The organism is Azospirillum doebereinerae (assembly GCF_003989665.1).
In the GTDB taxonomy this organism is placed as follows: domain Bacteria; phylum Pseudomonadota; class Alphaproteobacteria; order Azospirillales; family Azospirillaceae; genus Azospirillum; species Azospirillum doebereinerae.
Map to the genome: position 1 here is coordinate 1 of NZ_RZIJ01000021.1, position 18,069 is coordinate 18,069.

14 protein-coding genes are annotated in these 18,069 nt (G+C 69.4%); 5 read left to right on the plus strand and 9 right to left on the minus strand.

Features of this window, described 5'->3' with window-relative positions; translation table 11 throughout:
* Positions 1–222: 222 nt before the first annotated feature.
* Positions 223–1,584 (minus strand): aminodeoxychorismate synthase component I, encoded by a 1,362-nt coding sequence (gene pabB, locus EJ913_RS22580; protein ID WP_127002125.1) that lies wholly within the window; start codon positions 1,582–1,584, stop codon positions 223–225.
* A 153-nt stretch (positions 1,585–1,737) separates the two neighbouring features.
* Between pabB and otnI the strand changes: the two genes are divergently transcribed.
* Together otnI and EJ913_RS22590 are read left to right on the plus strand one after the other, a co-directional pair.
* A complete protein-coding gene (gene otnI, locus EJ913_RS22585) occupies positions 1,738–2,544 on the plus strand; it encodes a 2-oxo-tetronate isomerase (RefSeq protein ID WP_127002127.1) in 807 nt (268 codons plus the stop codon).
* Between the two features lie 139 nt (positions 2,545–2,683).
* Positions 2,684–3,919 carry a winged helix-turn-helix domain-containing protein gene (locus EJ913_RS22590; protein ID WP_127002129.1) on the plus strand — a complete coding sequence of 412 codons (1,236 nt, stop codon included), beginning with the start codon at positions 2,684–2,686 and terminating at the stop codon, positions 3,917–3,919.
* Here the strand turns inward: EJ913_RS22590 and EJ913_RS22595 are convergent.
* A complete protein-coding gene (locus EJ913_RS22595) occupies positions 3,902–4,384 on the minus strand; it encodes an Lrp/AsnC family transcriptional regulator (protein ID WP_127002131.1) in 483 nt (160 codons plus the stop codon). The two genes, EJ913_RS22590 and EJ913_RS22595, sit on opposite strands and share 18 nt — an antisense overlap.
* Positions 4,385–4,552: 168 nt before the next feature.
* Here EJ913_RS22595 and EJ913_RS22600 point away from each other — a divergent pair, with 168 nt between their 5' ends.
* The 3 genes from EJ913_RS22600 to EJ913_RS22610 are packed head-to-tail and all read left to right on the plus strand — an operon-like array spanning position 4,553 to position 8,412.
* A complete protein-coding gene (locus tag EJ913_RS22600) occupies positions 4,553–5,920 on the plus strand; it encodes a PAS domain-containing sensor histidine kinase (RefSeq protein ID WP_127002133.1) in 1,368 nt (455 codons plus the stop codon).
* A complete protein-coding gene (locus EJ913_RS22605) occupies positions 5,917–6,927 on the plus strand; it encodes an NADH-quinone oxidoreductase subunit B family protein (RefSeq protein WP_127002135.1) in 1,011 nt (336 codons plus the stop codon). The genes EJ913_RS22600 and EJ913_RS22605 overlap by 4 nt, the downstream gene beginning before the upstream one ends.
* Before the next feature lie 6 nt (positions 6,928–6,933).
* Positions 6,934–8,412, plus strand: coding sequence for a nickel-dependent hydrogenase large subunit (locus EJ913_RS22610; RefSeq protein ID WP_244939460.1), 1,479 nt, complete (start codon positions 6,934–6,936; stop codon positions 8,410–8,412).
* 289 nt (positions 8,413–8,701) lie between these two features.
* Here the strand turns inward: EJ913_RS22610 and EJ913_RS22615 are convergent, their stop codons facing one another.
* The 7 genes from EJ913_RS22615 to EJ913_RS22645 all read right to left on the minus strand — a co-directional run bounded on the left by EJ913_RS22615 (position 8,702) and on the right by EJ913_RS22645 (position 17,948).
* On the minus strand, positions 8,702–9,670 hold the full coding sequence (locus EJ913_RS22615; RefSeq protein ID WP_127002137.1) for an IS5 family transposase: 969 nt from the start codon (positions 9,668–9,670) through the stop codon (positions 8,702–8,704).
* Between the two features lie 310 nt (positions 9,671–9,980).
* Positions 9,981–10,937, minus strand: a complete 957-nt coding sequence (locus EJ913_RS22620) for a D-2-hydroxyacid dehydrogenase (protein ID WP_127002139.1) — start codon at positions 10,935–10,937, stop codon at positions 9,981–9,983.
* Positions 10,938–11,100: 163 nt separating this feature from the next.
* Positions 11,101–13,080: a transketolase gene (tkt, locus tag EJ913_RS22625; protein WP_127002141.1), complete on the minus strand. Its 1,980-nt coding sequence runs from the start codon at positions 13,078–13,080 to the stop codon at positions 11,101–11,103.
* Positions 13,081–13,217: 137 nt separating this feature from the next.
* The gene (locus tag EJ913_RS22630; protein WP_127002143.1) at positions 13,218–15,098 is read right to left on the minus strand and encodes a TRAP transporter large permease; all 1,881 of its coding nucleotides are present in this window, start codon (positions 15,096–15,098) and stop codon (positions 13,218–13,220) included.
* A 4-nt stretch (positions 15,099–15,102) separates the two neighbouring features.
* Positions 15,103–16,158 carry a TRAP transporter substrate-binding protein gene (locus tag EJ913_RS22635; protein ID WP_127002145.1) on the minus strand — a complete coding sequence of 352 codons (1,056 nt, stop codon included), beginning with the start codon at positions 16,156–16,158 and terminating at the stop codon, positions 15,103–15,105.
* A gap of 84 nt (positions 16,159–16,242) precedes the next feature.
* Complete coding sequence (locus EJ913_RS22640) at positions 16,243–17,157, minus strand: NAD(P)-dependent oxidoreductase (RefSeq protein WP_127002147.1); 915 nt, start codon at positions 17,155–17,157, stop codon at positions 16,243–16,245.
* A gap of 26 nt (positions 17,158–17,183) precedes the next feature.
* Positions 17,184–17,948 (minus strand): SDR family NAD(P)-dependent oxidoreductase, encoded by a 765-nt coding sequence (locus EJ913_RS22645; protein WP_127002149.1) that lies wholly within the window; start codon positions 17,946–17,948, stop codon positions 17,184–17,186.
* Positions 17,949–18,069: the final 121 nt, after the last annotated feature.

Here is an 18,069-nt window from a genome sequence, read left to right on the forward strand (position 1 = left end):
TCCACCTCCAACAATGGTGAATCACGTCAGCGGCCCAAGCGCAACCGCCGATTCAGATTTCAGGCGCGATGCTCTAAAGCGTCGGGAATTTACAACGAAGTTTGCCGAGCCGGAACCGTTTTCACAGTGGTCCCGCGTCCTCGCCCGTTGCGTTGGAGTGCGGTTGTGGACGGATCATTTTATGTGTCCAACGTGACAGGTTATGGGGGCTGGCGGAACAGGTTATGGTTCCATCCAGACCTCCTCCAGGCTGCGCAGCAAAGGGCGCAATTTGACCATCATCTCGTCATGCTCGTCCTGCGGATCGGAATCCGCGACGATGCCGCCGCCGGCTTGGGCGATCACATGGTCCGGCGTCACCGACAGGGTGCGTATGACGACGCTGCTGTCCATGGCGCCGTCGAAGCCGATCCAGGCGACCGAACCGCAATAGGCGCCGCGCCGTGCCTCCTCCAACTCGTCGATGATCTCCATCGCGCGGATCTTGGGAGCCCCGGTGATCGACCCGCCGGGGAAGGTCGCCCGCAGCAGGTCCACCGGGCCGAGGCCGGGGCGCAGCTCCGCCCGCACCACCGAGACGAGGTGATGGACCGACGCGAAGCTCTCCAGCCCGTACAACACCGGGACCTTTACGCTGCCGATCCGGGACACGCGGGCCAGATCGTTGCGCAGCAGGTCGGTGATCATCAGGTTTTCCGCCCGGTCCTTCGGGCTGGCCAGCAGGGCCGCCGCCTCCGCCGCGTCGGCCGCAGGGTCGGCGCGGCGCGGGCGCGTGCCCTTGATCGGCCGGGTCTCGATGCGCCCGTCGCTCTCCAGCCGGAGGAAGCGCTCCGGCGAGGCGCTGGCGATGGACAGGCGCGGACCGAGGTTGAGGAAGGCCGCAAAGGGCGCCGGGCTGAGCGCTCGCAGCCGCTCGAACAGGGCGTAGGGATCCAGCCCCGCCGGCCGGTCGGCGAGGAAGCGCTGCGTGAAGTTCGCCTGATAGATGTCGCCGGCCCGGATGTAGGCCAGCACCCGTTCGATCTTCGCGCGGTATTCATCGCGCGTCAACTCGCTGCGCCAGGGCGCGGGAACCACGCGGCCGGGCGGTGGCATCGGGTCGGCCAGACGCGTCGCCATCGCGCGGGCGCGGCCCTCCGCCTCCGGCCGCGACGCGACGACCCAGGCGCGTTGCTCCGCGTGGTCGAAGGCGGCGACCACGTCGTAGAGGCCGAAGGCGAGATCGGGCTGGCCGCCGAAGTTGCCATGGCGGGTCGGCAGGGTTTCCAGGAACCGACCCGCCTCGTAGCCGAGGAACCCGACCGCGCCGCCGGTGAAGGGAACGGGTGCGAGGCCGGGTGTCGGGTCGTAAGCCGCCAGCAGGCCCGCCAGCGCGTCGAAGGGTGAGCCGCCCACCGGAACGCCGTCCACCAGCACCTGCCCGTCAACGGATTCGACGGTGCGGACGGGATCGGCGACGATGTAGCTGTAGCGCCCATGGTCGGAATGCCGGGCGGCGCTGTCGAGCAGCATGGCCCAAGGCTCGCCGCTCCAACGACAGAAGGCGAGCGCCGGGCAGGTATGGTCGACGGGGATAGCGATCATGACGTCCGTCCGTGGCAACCCGGCCGTCTCTACCCGATGCCGCTCGCCGCCGCCACCTCCATGTCCCCGGGAGTCGATGCGGCGCTGGACGCCGATGGGGGGATGGACCACAACCCATCGCGGGGACCACCACGACACGCAAGGGCCATAGCGATGCGCTTCGCTGCCAACCTGAGCCTTTTGTTCACCGAACGCCCCTTTCCGGAGCGTTTCGCCGCTGCGGCCGCAGCCGGTTTCGACGCCGTGGAGTTCCTGTTCCCCTACGGGTTTCCGGCCGAAACGCTGGCGGCGGAACTGAACGCCAACAACCTGGCGCTGGCGCTGTTCAACCTGCCGCCCGGCGATTGGGAGGCGGGGGAGCGTGGCATCGCCTGCCTTCCCGGACGCGAGGCGGAGTTCCGCGCGGGCGTGGACCGCGCCATCGCCTACGCGCGCGCTCTGGGCAACCGGCGCCTGCACTGCATGGCGGGCATCGTCCCGCCGGGGTTGGACCGCGCCATGGCGCTGGAGACCTATGTCGGCAATCTGCGCGTTGCCGCTTCGGCCTGCCTGGACGCCAGGCTGACCCTGCTGGTCGAACCGATCAACACCCGCGACATGCCGGGCTACCTGATGGACCGCACCACCCTGGCCAGGGAGGTGATCGGGCGGGTCGGCGCACCGAACCTGCGCCTGCAGCTCGACCTCTACCACGCGCAGATCAGCGAGGGCGACCTCGCCACCCGCATCCGCGCCAACGCCGACCTCACCGACCATGTCCAGATCGCCGGAGTGCCCGACCGGCACGAACCGGACAGCGGCGAAGTCCATTACCCTTACCTGTTCGAGATCCTGGCCACCACCGGCTATGACGGCTTCATCGGCTGCGAATACCGGCCGAGGGGACGGACCGAGGAGGGGCTCGGCTGGCTCGCGGCTTGGCGGGCCGGCATCGATCGCTCCGGTCTCGACCGTTCATGATCAAGCCACCGCTGGCCGCATGACACCCTTGATCTTCGGAGGATCGGCTCCGTGCCCGCCGCGTATCGGGCAACCTCCGTGATCATGATTGTTTTCTCCTGTATCGTGTCCGCCCCGCTCCCTGTCCGGCCCCCGCCCCATGCCGCGCCCCGATACGCTGTCCCTCCGCGAAGCCCGCCGCATCGCCATCGCCGCACAGGGCTTCGCCGCTTCCCCTTCCGCCGGCACCGCGCCGGTCGAGGCGCGCCATGTCCGCAAGATGGTCGGGCGGCTGGGACTGGTGCAGATCGATTCCGTCAACGTGCTGGTCCGCTCGCATTACCTGCCGCTCTTCTCGCGGCTCGGCGCCTACGAGGCCGGACTGCTCGACCGGCTCGCCTATGGCGGCAAGCGGCGGTGCCTGTTCGAGTATTGGGGCCACGAGGCGTCGCTGATCCCGGTCGAGCAGCAGCCCCTGTTCCGCTGGCGCATGGCGCGGGCCGAGCGCGGCGACGGCATCTATGGCGAGCTGGCGCGCTTCGCCGCCGAGCGCCGCCCCTACATCGATTCGGTGCTGGCCGAGGTGGCGGCGCGCGGGCCGCTGGGCGCTTCGGAACTGTCGGAGGCCGGGCGCGGCCAAGGCGGCTGGTGGGGCTGGAGCGACGGCAAGCGGGCGGTGGAGTTCCTGTTCTGGGCCGGGCTGCTCACCACCGCCGGGCGGCGCGGTTTCGAACGGCTCTACGACCTGCCCGAACGCGTGCTGCCCGCCACCGTCCTCGCCACGCCCACACCGGACGAGGCCGAGGCCCAGCGCGCCCTGCTGCGCATCGCCGCCCGCGCCCACGGCATCGCCACCGAACGCGACCTGCGCGACTACCACCGGCTCGATCCCGCCGACGCGCGGCTGCGGATCGCCGAACTGGTCGAGGCGGGCGATTTGCTGCCGGTGACGGTGGAGGGCTGGGCGAAGCCCGCTTACCTCGCCCCCGACGCACGCCGCCCGCGCAAGGTCGGCCCTCGCGCCCTGCTGTCGCCGTTCGACTCGCTGATCTGGGAGCGCCAGCGCACCGAGCGGCTGTTCGGCCTTCGCTTCCGGTTGGAGATCTACACGCCGGCCGAAAAACGCGAACACGGCTATTACGTGCTGCCTTTCCTGATGGACGAGCGGATCGCCGCGCGAGTCGACCTGAAATCCGACCGCAAGGCCGGAACACTGCTGATCCAGGCCGCCCACGCCGAGCCGGATGCGGCGCATGGCCCGGTGGCCGACGCGTTGGCTGTCGAATTGCGGCGGCTGGCCGGCTGGCTGGGGCTTGGCCGCGTCACGGTGGTCGGGGCCGGCGACCTCGCCCCGGCGCTGGCCAACGCGTTGACGATCTCAGTCGAGGTGGGTTAGCGGCAGGCGGGTTTCGAACTTCACCTCCTTCAGGGTCACGCTGGACTTCACATGCGCGACCGCCGGGATGGAGAAGATCCGTTCGCTGAGGAAACGTCCGTAATCCTCGGTGGTGGGCACGACGATGCGCAGCAGGTAATCCGCCTCGCCGGTGACGGCGAAGCATTCCAGCACCTCCGGCATCGCGGCGATGGCGGTTTCGAACTGATCGACCGCGTTCTCCTTGTGGCGCTCCAAAGTGACGTGGGCGAAGACGCATTCGCCCAGCCCCAGCTTGCGCGGGTCGAGATGGACGGTGTAGCGGCGGATCACGCCGATCTCCTCCATCGACCGCACGCGCCGCCAGCAGGGCGAGGCCGACAACCCGACCGCCTCCCCCAGCTCCTGCATGGTCAAGCGGGCGTTGTCCTGCAACGCCGCCAGGATGCCCCTTTCGTGCCGGTCGAGCTTGATCGTCACCGCCATCCGCCTTCCCCGCCACCGCCCGGAGCCACCATCCGCGAAAAGCTAAACACAGCCCCATCGCCGGATAAACGGGATTCCGCGCACCGGCCGGAAGCGCCATGATAGAGTGCCATGACAGAATGATCTGCCAACAATCCGGCTCAGCCATCCGCAAGGCCTGTCCTCCCGATGAACGCGCCCTTGTCCCAGCCCTTCTCCCTGCCCGGCCTGCTGTCGGACGCCGACGCCGAGAGTGCCTGGATCGACGTGATCCAGAAGATGGACGAGACCTACGCCAACCTCGTCTCGCAGCAGGTGGAGCTGGAACGCAAGAACGCCGAGCTGGAGGAGGCGCAGGCCTTCATCGCCAGCGTGCTGGGGTCGATGACCGACGTGCTCATCGCCTGCGACCGCAATGGCCGGATCGAGCAGAGCAACCCCGCCGCCGAACGCGCGCTGGGCCATCCCAGCCGCGATCTGGCTGGGCGGCCGCTGCCGGACTTCCTCGATCCCGGCTCTCACGCGGCCTTCGCGCGGCTGTGCGCGGCGGCGCTCCAGCGCGAGGGCGGCAGCGATGTGGAGCTGTCCTTGCGCGGTCCCACCGGCCCCTTCCCGGTGTCGGTCAACAGCACGGTGCGCTACGACCAGCGCGGTCACGCCATCGGGCTGGTGCTGGTCGGCCGCCCCATCGGCGAGCTGCGCCGCGCTTACCGCGATTTGGCCGCCGCGCACGAGGGGCTGAAGCAGACACAGCAGCAGTTGGTCCATTCGGAGAAGATGGCCTCCCTCGGCCGCCTCGTCGCCGGGGTGGCGCATGAACTGAACAACCCGATCTCCTTCGTCTACGGCAACGCCCACGCGCTGCGCCGCTACGTGGACCGGCTCACCGCCTATCTCGACAAGGTGCACGAAGGCGCTTCGCCCGAGGACCTCGCGGCCCTGCGCCGGGACCTGCGCATCGACCGCGCCCGCTCCGACCTGCCCGCCACGCTGGACGGCATGCTGGAGGGGACCGAGCGCGTGCGCGACATCGTCGCCGAGCTGCGCCGTTTCTCCTCGGAGCAGAAGCACGCTTCGGAGCGCTTCGACGCCGCCGCCCTGCTGCGCTCCGCCGTGAACTGGGTCGCCAAGGCGCAGACGCCCGATCTGGCCGTCGTCTTCGACCTGCCCGACACGCTGGACATCGCCGGCCATCCAGGGCATCTGCATCAGGTCGCGATGAACCTCGTCCAGAACGCCGTCGACGCCATGGCCGCCGCGCGCGCCAAGCGGCTGGAACTGCACGCCCGCCAGCAGGATGGAACGGTGACCATCACCGTCCGGGACACCGGCCACGGCATTCCGGACGAGATATTGGGGCGGGTGTTCGACCCCTTCTTCACCACCAAGCCGGTCGGCAAGGGGACCGGGCTGGGGCTGTCGATCAGCTACCAACTGGTCAAGGACCATGGCGGTACCCTGACCGCCGCCAACCACCCGGACGGCGGCGCCCTGTTCACGCTGACCCTGCCGGCCGCCGGCCGGTCCGAAGCCGCCGCCAAGGATTCCAGCCGATGAGAGACCGCCCGCTGTCGGTACTGTGGCTGCAATCGGGCGGCTGCGGCGGCTGCACCATGTCGCTGCTCTGCGCCGAATCGCCTGATCTGCTCACGGTGCTGGAGGCCGCGAACATTCGGCTTCTCTGGCACCCCAGCCTGTCGGAGGAAACCGGGGCCGAGGCCGTTGCCCTGTTCGACCGCATCCTGTCGGGGGCGGAGCCGCTGGACGTGCTGTGCGTCGAAGGCTCACTGCTGCGCGGTCCGAACGGCACTGGGCGCTTCCATGTGCTGGCCGGCACCGGGCGGCCGACGATCGACTGGGTCCGCGCGCTGGCCGCCATGGCCGGGCATGTCGTGGCAGTCGGGACCTGCGCCGCCTATGGCGGGATCACGGCGGCGGGCGAGAACATCACCGACGCCTGCGGCCTCCAGTACGACGGCGCCCGGCGCGGTGGCGCGCTGGGCGGGGAGTTCCGTACGCGCTCCGGCCTGCCGGTGATCAACGTGGCCGGCTGCCCAACCCATCCGAACTGGGTGACGGAGACGCTGATGCTGCTGGCCGAGGACACGCTGGCATCCGGCGACCTCGACGTCTACCAGCGCCCGCGCTTCTACGCCGACCACCTCGTCCATCATGGTTGCCCCCGCAACGAGTATTACGAGTACAAGGCCAGCGCCGAGAAGCCTTCGGACCTCGGCTGTCTGATGGAGCATATGGGATGCCTCGGCACCCAGGCGCACGCCGACTGCAACACGCGGCTGTGGAACGGCGAGGGATCCTGCACGCGCGGCGGCTACGCCTGCATCAACTGCACGGCGCCGGGCTTCGAGGAGCCGGGGCATCCGTTCCAGCAGACCCCAAAATTCGCTGGTATCCCCATCGGCCTGCCGACCGACATGCCCAAGGCGTGGTTCGTGGCGCTGGCCTCGCTCGCCAAGGCGGCAACGCCGGAGCGCGTGCGCCGCAACGCCGCCGCCGACCGCATCGTCGTGCCCCCGACCGTGCGCAACACCAACAAGAGCTGAACCGCCGTGCCTCAAAACACCGGGACCGAGGACACCAAGCGCCGCCTGATCGTCGGCCCCTTCAACCGCGTCGAGGGCGACTTGGAGGTGCGGCTGGAGATCGCCGATGGTGCCGTGTCGGCCGCCTATGTGAACTCCCCGTTGTTCCGGGGGTTCGAGCGGATTCTGGAGGGCCGCGACCCGCTCGACGCGCTGGTGGTGGCGCCGCGCATCTGCGGCATCTGCTCGGTGTCGCAATCCCATGCGGCGGCGCTGGCGCTGGCCGGAATCCAGGGGCTGACGGTCCCGCGCAACGGGCTGCTGGCGACCAACCTGATGACGGCGACCGAGAACATCGCCGACCATCTGACCCACTTCCACCTGTTCTTCATGCCCGACTTCGCCCGCAGCGCCTACGCGGACCGTCCCTGGTTCGACCGCGCCGAGGCGCGGTTCAAGGCGGCGCAGGGGACCAGCGTCCGCCGGGCGATGGCGGCGCGGACCGAGCTGTTCCACATCCTGGGGCTGATGGGCGGCAAGTGGCCGCACACCCTGACCCTCCAGCCGGGCGGCGTCGCCCGCGCGGTGGACGCCCGCGACCGGGTGCGGCTGCTGGCCATCGTCGGCGCCTTCCGCCGTTTCCTGGAAACCAGCCTGTTCGGCGCCCCGCTGGACGCGGTGCTGGATCTGGCGGCGCCGGAGGATCTCGACCGCTGGCGCACGGCCGGGCCGGAAGGCGATTTCCGCCTGTTCCTAGAGATCGCCGAGGATCTGGAACTGCCCCGTCTCGGCCGCGCCTACGACCATTTCCTCAGCCATGGCGCCTACCCGTCGCCGGACGGCGGGCATCTCTACCGGCGCGGCGTTTTCGCCGACGGCCGGGACGCCGCCTATGATCCGGGCGAGGTCGCCGAGCACCACCGCTTCAGCCGCATGGCCGGGCAGGACCGCCCGCACGCCCCCTTCGTCGGATCGACCGTTCCCGACGGCACCGACGAGGAGGGCTACACTTGGTGCAAGGCGCCGCGCCTCTCCGGCCGCCCCTTCGAGACCGGCGCCATCGCGCGCCAGTTGATCGACGGGCACCCTTTGGTCCGTGCGCTGGTCGCCCGCGACGGCGCCAACGTTCACAGCCGCGTCGTCGCCCGTCTGCTAGAGAAGGCCCGAACCACCCGCGCGATGGAGCAATGGCTGCGCGGCCTGGACCTCGCCGGTCCCTGGTGCGTCCAGGGTGGAATGCCGGACACCGCCCAGTCCATCGGCCTGACCGAGGCGGCGCGCGGCGCGCTCGGCCATTGGCTGCGGGTGGAGCATGGCAGGATCGCCGGCTACCAGATCATCGCCCCCACCACCTGGAACTTCTCCCCCCGCGACCTGGACGGCGTGCCGGGACCTCTGGAACAAGCGCTGGTCGGTGCCCCGGTGCGTCCGGGAGAGGCCTCGCCACTATCGGTCCAGCACATCGTCCGGTCTTTCGATCCATGCATGGTCTGCACGGTGCATTGAAATTTTATTCAGTTAAATCAATTTACTATCCATGGTCGCTCGAAATTTTCTCGGAATTCATTCGGCAGCGTTGGCAACCACCGAGGAACGCAGAGCGAACGGAGCCCAGCAAGGAACTCTTCATGCCCTGGTGGAGCGACCTCATCACCCGCCTCAGCCTGCGCGGCGCCATGGATGGCTGGGCGGCGCTGTGGACGGTCGGAAGCGCCCTGATCGCCCGATTTAACTCAAGAGATGGGCTGTTGCATGGAGGTGATGAGGGCAAGAAATCGCCCCAGCCGGTCGTTGCTCAGGCGACGCGGACGGAGTTCGGGCGTCCAAGATCGAGCATGCGGTTGAGGACCGCGACGCCAACAATGACCCCGGTGGCTTGCGCCTGATCGGAGTGGAAGCGCAGCGTGTCGCCGAGGACGCCCTTCCAACGCGCCATTTGGCTCTCAACGCCGGCCCGCTTGTTGTAGCCACTGGTCCGCTGCCACGCCATCCGGCCCGTCTCCGTGATCGTCTGGATGTGGCGATCGCGTTGGGTCGGTGACGTGGTGGCGGTGTCGCTGAGCACGGCGTCGCGGCGGGGCGGCGCCACCACCGCGGCGTCGGGATGGCGTTCGTGGACCGACGCGTAGACCGCGGTCCGGTCATACGCGCCATCCCCAGTCACCGAGGCCACGGGCTGGGAGATCTGATCGAGCAAAGGGGCGACTTGGGAGGCGTCATCAACACCGCGGTCCGTCAGCGTGGCCGCGACAATCCGGCCACTCGCGGCGTCCAGGCCGATATGCAGCGCCCGCCAGGAGCGCCGCCTTTTGGTGCCATGCTTCTCGATCAGCCATTCGCCCGGCCCCCATAGCTTCAGCCCGGTGCTGTCCACCAGCAGGTGGATGGGCCCGCCGGCCGACCGCGGTAATGACGCCAGCGTCACCGTCCGGGCGCGGCGGGCGAGGGTCGAGTGCTCCGGCACCGGCAGATCCAGGCCGAGCAGGTGGAGGATGGAGGCGAGGAGCCCTTCGGTCTGGCGCAGCGCCAGACGAAACACCGCGCGCAGCATGAGCGCGGTGGTGATCGCCAGGTCCGAATAGCTCGGCTGCCCGCCCGGTGTAGTCCGCGGCGCCGCCTTCCACTGCTTGATCGCCTCCTCGCTGACCCAGACCGTGAGGCTGCCGCGCTGACGCAAGGCGGCGGCGTACTGCGCCCAATTCGTCACTTTGCGCTTCGGCCGCGGAATGTGATGGCGACGAACGGCATTGGCCTTGTAGGGCATGGCGGGCGATCCAGGCGGAAACGAGGCCGCGGCCTACGACAACGCGCCTATCCGTGCAACAACGCGGCGCCGATCAAAACCCCGGTCTGGCATGCTGAGGCCGTTGATATGCCTTGATCGCAGACCGGTTCCGATCCGCACTCTTAAAGCGTCGGGAATTTACAACGAAGTTTGCCGAGCTGGAACCGTTTTCACAGCGGTCCCGCGCCCTCGCCCGTTGCGTTGGAGTGCGGTTGTGGACGGATCATTTTATGTGTCCAACGTGACAGGTTATGGGGGCTGGCGGAACAGGTTATGGTTCCATCCAGATTCACGGCACGAGGTTGCTCGGCCGGCCGGCGGCGAAGTTTTCGATGTTGTCGATCAACTGGTCGGCCAGACTCTGCTGCGCCTCGTCAGATGCCCAGGCGACGTGCGGGGTGACGATCACGTTGGGACGGCCGGCGACGCTCATCAGCGGGTTGGCCGGCGCGGGCGGCTCGGTCTCCACCACGTCGAAGCCGGCGCCGGAGATCAGCCCCTCGTCGAGCGCCGCCACCAGATCGGCCTCGACCACCAGACCGCCACGCGCGGTGTTGACGATCAGCGGCTTGCGCTTCATCCGGCGGAATTCGGACAGGCCGATCATGCCACGCGTTTCGGGTGTCAGCGGGCTGTGCAGGGTGATGACGTCGCTGGTCTCCAGCACCTCGTCCCAGGGCGTGTAGAGGGGGCCGAGGCCGCTCTTGCCCTTGTGGGCGGCGAAGAGCGGGATCATGCCGAAGGCACGGCCGAGTTCGGCGACGCGCTGGCCCAGCACGCCCTCGCCGACGATGCCGAGGCGGGCGCCGCGCAGGTCGCGGATCGGGTGGTTGAAGAAGCAGAACTGGCCGGATTTCTGCCATTCGCCGTTCAGCACATCCTCGCGGAAGCCGACGATGCTGCGGCGCAAAGCCAGGATCAGGGCGAAGGTGTGCTCCGGCACCGTGCTGACGGCGTAGCCACGGATGTTCGACACCGCGATGCCGTGGCGCCGGCAATAGGCCGTGTCCACGCAGTCGGTGCCAGTGGCGGCGACGGCGATCAACTTCAGGTCGGGAAGCCGTTCCAGCACCTCGACGGTCAATCGGACCTTGTTGGTGACGGCGATGGTGGCGCCGGTCAGGCGTTCGACCACTTGGTCGGGGGCGGTGTGAGCGTGCTCGACCAGTTCGTGGTCGAAGGCGGGGCGGCGCACGCGGATCTGCGGGGCCAGCGTTGCGCGGTCGAGGATGACGATCTTGTGCATGGGGGGCTCGGGAGTGGACGTTGAGAGAGTATGGACGGTGGATGCCCCCTCCCCATCCCTCCCCCGCTGTGCGGAAGAGGAGACGGGAGCCTTGCGGGAGGGCTACAGCAGTTTCCTCTCCCGCCGAAGGCGGGGAAGGGGCAGGGAGAGCGCCGCAACCTTATCAGAGCCGCCGCTTCACCTCGGCGACCACGCCCTCCGGCGTGATTCCGAAATGCTCGAACAGCCGGTCCACCGGCCCCGACGCGCCGAAGCCGGTCATGCCGACGAAGCCGCCATCGATGCCCAGATACTGGTCCCAGCCGAAGCGCAGCGCCGCCTCCACCCCGACCCGAACTGTGCCGATACTCAGCACCGCGTCGCGGTACGCCGCGTCCTGCCGATCGAACAGCTCCCAGCAGGGCATCGACACCACGGCGGTTGGAACACCCTCGGCCTGCAAACGCTCGCGCGCCGCCAGCGCCACCGCGACCTCCGACCCGGTGGCCAGCAGGGTCACCCGCCGCGCCCCGCCCTCGCCTTCCGCCAGCACGTAGGCGCCGCGCCGGACGCGGTTTCCGGGCTCATGGACGCGGCGCACCGCCGGCAAAGGCTGCTTGGAAAAGACCAGCGTGCTGGGGCCGCTGCGGTGCTCCAGGGCGATCTCCCAGGCTTCGGCGGTCTCCACCGCGTCGGCCGGGCGCAGCACCAGCATGTTCGGCATGGCGCGCAGCGAGGCCAGGATCTCGACCGGCTGGTGGGTCGGGCCGTTCTTGCCGATGCCGATGGAATCGTGGCTGAACACGAAGCGCACCGGCAAACCCATCAGCGCCGCCATGCGCATCGCCGGGCGCTCGTAGTCGGAGAAGGCCAGATAGGTGACGCTCAGCGGCACCACCCCACCATGCGCGGCCATGCCGTTGGCCATGGCGCCCATCAGATGCTCGCGCACGCCGCAATGGACGTAGGCGCCGTTGCGGTCCTCGGCGGTGAAGGCGGTCAGGTGGCGCTTGTGGTTGGTCGGCGCCTCCAAGTCAGCGCAGGCGACGACCATCTCGGGGAACAGGTCGGTCAGCAGGGCGACGACCTCGCCGGAGCTTTGCACGGAGGGCTGCTCCGGCGCGGTCTCCGCCGCGCGCGTCTTGTAGGCGGCGATCACGTCGCGCCAGCCCTCGGGCAGGCCGCCGGCCTGGATGCGCTCGAACAGCGCGCGGTCGGCCGGAGGCAGCGCCAGCACGCGCTCCCGCCACGCCGCGCGCTCAGGAACGCCGCGCGAACCGGCGGCGCGCCACGCGCCCAGCACGTCGTCCGGCACCGCGAAAGGGCCGTGTGGCCAGTCCAGCGCCGCGCGGGTCGCGGCCAGATCCTCCGGAAACAGCCGGGCGCTGTGGCCGCCGCGCAGGCCCTGTAAGCGGGGAATGCCGCGCGCGATGATCGTGCGGCAGGCGATCATCGACGGGCGCGGATCCCCGCGGGCCGCCGCGATGGCGTTGGACACCGCCTCATGGTCGTGGCCGTCCACCTTTTGCACGTGCCAGCCGGCGACGCGGAAGCGCTCGGCCACGTCCTCGCTGATCGACAGCTCGGTGCCGCCGTCGTCGGTTATGCGGTTGTCGTCCCAGAAGAACACCAGCTTGCCGAGTCGCAGGTGACCGGCCAGCGAGATCACCTCCTGCCCGATGCCCTCCTGGAGGCAGCCGTCGCCGACGAAGGCGTAGGTGTGGTGATCGACGATGCCGGAGCCGAACTTCGCGTTGAGATGGGCCTCGGCCAGCGCCATACCGAAGGCGTTGGCGATGCCTTGCCCCAGCGGCCCAGTGGTGACCTCGATGCCGGCCGGCGGGTCGTATTCCGGGTGGCCGGCACAGTGGGATCCGAATTCCCGGAAGCTCTTGACCTGATCCAGCGTGATGCGCGGGTTGCCGGTGAGATACAGCAGCGCATAGAGCAGCATCGAGCCGTGTCCGTTGGACAGCACCACCCGGTCGCGGTCGGGCCACAGCGGATCGGCGGCGTCGAACTTCAGGTGCCGGCCGTAGAGCGCGGTGGCGATCTCCGCCATGCCGAGCGGGACGCCCTGGTGGCCTTCCGCCGCGCGCTCGATGGCGTCGATGGACAGGAACCGGATCGCGTTGGCCATCAGCCGGGGATCGACGGTGGGCATGGCAAAAATCTCCCGTTCGCCGTCGCTCAAGGGGGGCACGGCGCGTTTGTTCGGATCGGAGGAAGAGAAAAGGAGGTGCCTGGAAAAATCCCCCGCCGACCGCCCGGAAGCGGACGCGGCGGGGGAAGTGCGCACCCTCAGAGGAAGCCGATTGAGATCCACGGCACCGCCGCGACCACGATCAAACCGACGATCAGCGCCAGGATGTAGCCGACGATGGGCTTCATGCCCTCGTCGGGGTGGATGCGGCTGATCGCGCAGGCCGCGTAGTAGCCGACGCCGAAGGGCGGCGCGAACAGCCCGATGCCCATGGCGAGGATGACGACCATCGCGTAGTGCACGTCGTGGATGCCCATCTGGCGGGCGATGGGGAACAGCAGCGGGCCGAACAGCACGATGGCGGGGATGCCTTCCAGCACGCTGCCCAGAATGATGAAGGCGACGATGGAGGTGACCATGAACATGATCGCCCCGCCCGGCAGGGCCGCCATCGTCCGGGCCAACTGGCCGGAGAAGCCCGATTGGGTCAACGCCCAAGCCATGGCGGTCGCCGCCCCGATGATCAGCAGGATGGCGCCCGACAGCGACGCCGTGTCGATCAGCATCGGCTTCAGCCGCGCCCAGTCGAAGCGGCGGTAGATCAGCAAGCCGGCGGCGACGGAGTAGACGATGCCGATGGTGGAGACCTCGGTCGCCGTCGCCACCCCTTCCACAACGGCGGCCCGGATGACGAAGGGCAGGGCTATGGCCGGGAAGGCGATCAGCAGCTTGCGCCCGATCTCGCCGCGCGTCGCCCGCCGCACGTTGGACAGGTCGTCGCTGCGGTAACGCCACCAGACCACGGCGCACAGGGTGATCCCCAGCACCACGCCCGGCAGCATGCCGCCGGTGAACAGGGCCGAGATCGACACCCCTGTGACCGACCCCAGCGTGATCAGCACCAGCGAGGGCGGGATGGTCTCGGTCTGCGCGCCGGTGGCCGACAGCAGCGCCACCAGATCGCCTTCCTTGGCGCCGCGCGCCTTCATCTCGGGGAACAGCACCGGCGCCACCGCCGCCATGTCCGCCGCCTTGGAGCCGGAGATGCCCGACACGAGGTACATGGCGCCGACCAGCACGTAGGACAGACCGCCCCGCACATGGCCCAGCAGGCTGGCGAGGAAGCCGACCATCGCGGCGGCCATGCCGGTCATCTCGATCAACAGGCCGAGGAAGACGAACAGCGGCACCGACAGCAGGATCAGGTGCGACATGCCCTCGTCCATGCGGCCGACGACGACCAGCAGCGGCGTGTTGGTGGTGAGCGCAAGGTAGCCGAAGGTCGCCAGCCCGAAGGAGAAGGCGATGGGCACCCCGGCCAGCACCGACACCGCGACCAACCCGACGAAGAAGACCAGCAGGTTGAGGTTGCCAAGGCCGCGGAAGACCGGCTCCAGCCCGAGGAACAGCGCCGCGACCGCCGCGACCGCCGCCAGGGCGCCGGCCGCCACCCGCCAGTCGGCGACCTGCATCAGCCGCAGCACGGCGACCACCGCCATCAGGATCGAACCGACGGGCAGCGCCGCGGCGCGCCACGCGTTGGTCAGCTCCATCGCCGGGGTGGTGATGAAGGTCTCCTCCTCCGCGAACTCGATGGAGGGACCGATCACCAGCAGCAGGAAGGCCAGCGGCGCGGCGATGGCCACCGCTTCGAGGAAGGCCTGCATGCGGGGCGAGGCCATGCCGACCAGCGCCGTCATCCGCATGTGCCCGCCCCGGCGGAAGGCGACGACGGAACCCAGCATCGCCAGCCAGAGGAACAGGATGGAGGCCAACTCGTCCGACCACACCAGCGGGCTGTGCAGCAGGTAGCGGCTGACCACGCCGGCCAGCAGGACGACGATCTCCGCCACCACCAGCAGGGCGGCGGGTATTTCCACGAGGGGACCGAGGACGCCGTCGAGGACGGTCGCCCAGCGATGCGGTGTGGTGGCGGCGCCGCCGCCGGGCACCGCGGGTGCGTGGTGCGTGCTGGCCATCGGATCAGGCCAGCTTGCCGACGGACTTTTCGAGCAGGCCCCACGCCTCCTCGCCGTATTTGGTCTTCCAGTCGCCGTAGAAGCTGGTCTTGCGCAGGTTGGCGCGGAAGGCGTCGGCGTCGGCCTTCAGGAAGGTGATGCCCTTGCCGCTCAGATCCTGCTGGAGCGAGTTGCTGAGCCCGGCGATGTCGGCGCGCTGCTCGAAGGCCGAGCGGTCGAGCTCCTTCTCCACCACCGCGCGCAGGTCGGCCGGCAGCTTTTCCCAGGCGCGGCGGTTGCCGAGAATCCAGTAGCCGTCCCAGACATGGCCGGTCAGGCTGATGGTCTTCTGCACCTCGTAGAGCTTGGCCGTGGCGATGATGGCCAGCGGGTTCTCCTGCCCCTCGACCACCTTGGTCTGGAGGGCGGAGTACAGCTCGTTGAAGTTGATCGGGGTCGGGCCGGCTTCCAGCGCCTTGAACAGCGAGGTCAGCATCGGCGCGGGGGGCACGCGGATCTTGAAGCCCTTCAGGTCGTCGGGCGTGCGGATCTCGCGGGTCGAGGACGAGATGTGGCGGAAGCCGTTGTCCCAGATGCGCGACGCGGTGATCAGGCCCGACTTGGCGATCTGGGCGCGGATGTGGGTGCCGAGCTCGCCGTCCATCGCCTTCCAGACGGTGTCGTAGTCGGCGAAGGCGAAGCCGGTGTTGACGATGCCGGTGACCGGGGTGAGGGTCGCGAGGATCGAGGCCGAGAGGTTGAAGAACTCGACGCCGCCGTTGCGCACCTGACCCAGCAGATCGGTGTCGGAGCCCAGTTGGTTGGCCGGGAACAGCGCGATGTCGAGCCGGCCGCCGGTGGCCTCGCGGATGCGGTTCAGCGCTTCCTGGGCCCGGATGTTGACCGGATGGGTCGGGTCCTGGCCCGTCGCCATCTTGTAGGAGAATTCGGCGGCCGACGCCGGGCGCGAGAGGATCCCGCAGAGCGGCACGACGGCCGACAGCGCGGCGCCCGACGCGAGAAGGGTGCGGCGCGAGATGCCGGCGCGGGTCGTGGCCCTGGTGGTGGAACGCGTGGTCATGGCAACAATCCTCCCGTTTTTTTCGTGGTGTGATGACGATAAGAGACGATGCGGGCCGGGTCCGGTATCAGGTCTGACCTTTATTCAGCCCTGGCCGTTCAGGGCCTTGTAGGCCCGGATCACCTGGCTGTCGTCGGCGGCGCCGTCGCCGCGCCCCGAGGTGGCGAGGAACATCTGGTGGGCGACCGCCGCCAGCGGCAGCGCCGCCTTGATGTCCCGCCCGGCTTCCAGCACGATGCCCAGATCCTTGACGAAGATGTCGACCGCGCTGGTCACCGAAGGCTCGGCCTGGACCATGCGCGGGCCGCGGTCCCGCAGCATCCAGCTCGACGCCGCCGAGCCGCCGAGGATGTCGAGCATTACGCCCGCGTCGATGCCGACCTTGCCGGCCAGCGACAGCGCCTCGGCGGCGACGGCGATGTGGACGCCGCAGAGCAGTTGGTTGACCGTCTTGACCATGGCGCCCTGCCCCGGCCGCTCGCCGACATGGACGACCTTGCTGCCGAGCGCGTCGAGCGCCGGCCGCACCGAGGCCACCGTCGCGGCGGGGCCGGCGGCCATGATGGTCAGCGAGCCGGCGACGGCCCCGACCATGCCGCCGGAGACCGGAGCGTCGACGAAGCGGCGGCCCGCCGCCTCCACCCGCTCGGCCAGCCGCTCCACGGCGGTCGGCGGGCAGGTCGACATCAGCACGACGGTGCCGCCGGAGCGCAGGGCGTCCAGCCCGCCCTGCGCGAACAGGGCCGCGTCCGCCTGGGCCGCGTTGACGACCATCAGGATCAGCGTGTCGGCACCGGCGGCCGCGTCGGCGACGCTGGACGCGGGGTGGCCGCCCGCCTCGGCCAGGGACTCCCCAGCGGCGGCCCGCAGGTCGTAGCCCCGCACCGCGAAACCGCGCGCCAGAAGGTTCCTCGCCATCGGCAGGCCCATCGCGCCCAGCCCGACGAAGCCGATTGTTCCGGCGGTTCCGGGGCTTTGCTTGTCCACGACGTCCAACATCCTGGTTCTCCGTTGCGCTTTCGGCCTCAGCCGTGGATCAGCATGCCGCCGTTGACGTCAATGACCGCGCCGGTGATGTAGGAGGACAGCGGCGAGGCCAGGAACAGGAAGGCGCCGGCCACGTCGCGCGGGTCGCCCAGGCGGTTCAGCGGGATGCCGGCCAGGATCTCGACGCGCTTGTCGTCGCTGATCTTGCCGGCGTTGATGTCGGTCTGGATCAGGCCGGGGGTGACGCAGTTGACGCGGATGTTGTCCGGGCCGAACTCGCGCGCCATCGCCTTGGCGAGACCGAGCACGCCGGCCTTGGCCGCCGAGTAGTGCGGGCCGCCGAGGATGCCGCCGCCGCGCTGGGCCGAGACCGACGACATGCAGGCGATGGCCCCGCCGCCGCGCGTCTTCATCGCCGGGATGGCGGCCTGCGACAGGTACAGCACGCCGCGCAGGTTCACGTCGAGGATGCGGTCCCAGCTCGCCGGGTCGATGTCGAGCGTCTTGACCGGCTGGGTGATGCCGGCGTTGTTGATCAGGATGTCGACGCCGCCCAGTTCGGCCACGACCTGATCGACCGCCGTCTGGCAGCCGGCGCGGTCGGTGACGTTGCAGGCATAGCCGCGATGGGCGGGGCCGATCAGCGCCGCCGCCTCGGCCGCCGCCTTGCCGTCGAGGTCGAGGATGGCGATGGTGGCGCCGTGCTCGGCGAACAGGCGGGCGGTGGCCATGCCGATCCCGCGCAGGGAGGCGGCGCCGGAGATGACGGCGACCTTGCCGTCCAGGAGAGAGGATTGCTGCACGATTGGGTTCCCTTTTTGGGTGAATTCTTGAAGATGCCGCCCGCTTCTCCATAGCCCTCTCCCCCCTGGGGAGAGGGTGGCCCGCAGGGCCGGTGAGGGGGCGTTGCGGCCCGAGGCCGGA

Coding starts and splice junctions, on each gene's coding strand:
- tkt (WP_127002141.1), bottom strand. CDS start 13,080: ATGCCCACCGTCGATCCCCGGCTGATGGCCAACGCGATCCGGTTCCTG.
- otnI (WP_127002127.1), top strand. CDS start 1,738: ATGCGCTTCGCTGCCAACCTGAGCCTTTTGTTCACCGAACGCCCCTTT.
- pabB (WP_127002125.1), bottom strand. CDS start 1,584: ATGATCGCTATCCCCGTCGACCATACCTGCCCGGCGCTCGCCTTCTGT.
- EJ913_RS22590 (WP_127002129.1), top strand. CDS start 2,684: ATGCCGCGCCCCGATACGCTGTCCCTCCGCGAAGCCCGCCGCATCGCC.
- EJ913_RS22635 (WP_127002145.1), bottom strand. CDS start 16,158: ATGACCACGCGTTCCACCACCAGGGCCACGACCCGCGCCGGCATCTCG.
- EJ913_RS22600 (WP_127002133.1), top strand. CDS start 4,553: ATGAACGCGCCCTTGTCCCAGCCCTTCTCCCTGCCCGGCCTGCTGTCG.
- EJ913_RS22595 (WP_127002131.1), bottom strand. CDS start 4,384: ATGGCGGTGACGATCAAGCTCGACCGGCACGAAAGGGGCATCCTGGCG.
- EJ913_RS22640 (WP_127002147.1), bottom strand. CDS start 17,157: ATGTTGGACGTCGTGGACAAGCAAAGCCCCGGAACCGCCGGAACAATC.
- EJ913_RS22605 (WP_127002135.1), top strand. CDS start 5,917: ATGAGAGACCGCCCGCTGTCGGTACTGTGGCTGCAATCGGGCGGCTGC.
- EJ913_RS22615 (WP_127002137.1), bottom strand. CDS start 9,670: ATGCCCTACAAGGCCAATGCCGTTCGTCGCCATCACATTCCGCGGCCG.
- EJ913_RS22620 (WP_127002139.1), bottom strand. CDS start 10,937: ATGCACAAGATCGTCATCCTCGACCGCGCAACGCTGGCCCCGCAGATC.
- EJ913_RS22630 (WP_127002143.1), bottom strand. CDS start 15,098: ATGGCCAGCACGCACCACGCACCCGCGGTGCCCGGCGGCGGCGCCGCC.